Source organism: Plesiomonas sp. ZOR0011 (assembly GCF_000800945.1).
Lineage (GTDB): Bacteria > Pseudomonadota > Gammaproteobacteria > Enterobacterales > CAMTGL01 > Plesiomonas > Plesiomonas shigelloides.
In genome coordinates, this window is the sequence record NZ_JRKB01000024.1 from 1 (window position 1) to 1,717 (window position 1,717).

General features: G+C 45.5%; 2 tRNA genes and 2 pseudogenes. All 4 read left to right on the forward strand.

Annotated elements, in window-relative coordinates:
* Nucleotides 1-115: 115 nt before the first annotated feature.
* Nucleotides 116-189: transfer RNA gene (locus L975_RS03935), tRNA-Cys, on the forward strand.
* A 25-nt stretch (nucleotides 190-214) separates the two neighbouring features.
* Nucleotides 215-300 (forward strand) — tRNA-Leu (locus tag L975_RS03940).
* Nucleotides 301-686: 386 nt separating this feature from the next.
* Nucleotides 687-1,218, forward strand: a pseudogene (locus L975_RS17500) (integrase family protein); the annotation flags it as partial.
* Nucleotides 1,219-1,632: 414 nt separating this feature from the next.
* A pseudogene (locus L975_RS18050) lies at nucleotides 1,633-1,717 on the forward strand (type VI secretion system tube protein Hcp); the annotation flags it as partial.

The window sequence follows — 1,717 nt, forward strand, 5'->3', positions numbered from 1 at the left end:
GGGAATAGCTCAGTTGGTAGAGCACGACCTTGCCAAGGTCGGGGTCGCGAGTTCGAGTCTCGTTTCCCGCTCCAGAACAACATTATCAGGCATGAATGCGTGGTAATAAAAAATTGGCGCGTTAACAAAGCGGTTATGTAGCGGATTGCAAATCCGCCTAGTCCGGTTCGACTCCGGAACGCGCCTCCAAAACCCTAACGGGTGCCTTTGCAAGGCCCGGATGGTGGAATCGGTAGACACAAGGGATTTAAAATCCCTCGGCTTCTGGCTGTGCGGGTTCAAGTCCCGCTCCGGGTACCATGCAAACCGTGAGTAATTTCAACAAATTACTCGACAAATCAACCACCGAGAGGTGGTTTTTTTGTATCTGAAATTTGTCGCCCTGTGCATATCCTGTGCTCATGGAGGGCGAAGTCCTGCAATCACCAGCCTACTAATGCACTGCTACCATATTGGCTTCTAACATAGCCAAGACTGCGCTTATCCGGTACTTCCGGTACACCTCTGGTCCTTCTCTGCAGGTAAGAACGGTTTATGTCGACCAAAGACTAAACGCTAGCGTCCACCATGTAGCGACATTAAGATATATAAGTCGGTAGCTGATGGCGTTACCTTCATGCCCGCAATAACCCTATTTTTGCTCGCATATTATCCTCAAGCTATCAATAGGCTTGAAGAGGATGACGATGCAAAAATCCTTTCGCTTTACTAATGCTGCGATTAAAGCATTACCCGCTAATACCAATCCTCGTTCTACAGAACTTGAGTTTTCCGATACTGAAGTGATAGGTCTTAAATGCCTCTCGGGGCGAACGGGAAGTAAGCGCTTTCTATTGCGTTATACCTTCCTTGGAACCAAAAAGAGTATCGGTATTGGACGTTTTCCTGATGTGGATGTGACCACCGCTCGCCAAATTGCACGTAAGCATAAGGAGTCGATTGCATTAGGTCATGATCCCAAGCAAGAGCGGGATAATTATCGCGCTGAATCCACCCTGAGCGAGTTCTTCCACCAAACTTATCTGCCTTACATCAAATGGCATAAAAAGTCGCCGCCGGTTTAATTGCCATGTGACTCCTACAGGTACGCGAAAATCGGAAATGTTGCATGTCCGCCATGAGCATATCTATCGAGAGAGTCGGACATTGTATATCCCGCACACTAAAAATGGTCGTAGTAGGACGGTGTATTTTAGTGATACTGCGCTGAAATCAATCTTTACCTAAAGATTGATTGGCCTCTGATTTCAACTTCTCCTCAAAATGGGGAGCCGCCCACAATACTCCTCCTAATTAACACAATATTGATACGGTATGCGAATTGGTACGAATCAAGAGTGAATCCAGTCACAACAGATACTAAAACACATTCAACACCTTGATATGATTGCCCTTAATTGATGGGAATAACATCATGCGCTGCGCAATTTATTACTTAAAATGTGAAATATTATGCTACTTGCGCATTTTTTGCCGGTGATTATGTCTTATGTGCGCAATTTTTTGCTCGGGTGAAAGTGAGTGGAAAGGGGGGTATGTCATTGATTTGCAAAGATTTAATTGGTGGCATAAAGAATGCTATAGCTTTGGTGATTAGGAGCCATCCTTAGCTATCGTTTTAGGAGCATCGCAATGCCAACTCCATGTTATATCTCTATCGAAGGCAAAACCCAAGGTAACATCACTGCAGGCGCGTTCACCTCTGAATCCGTGGGTA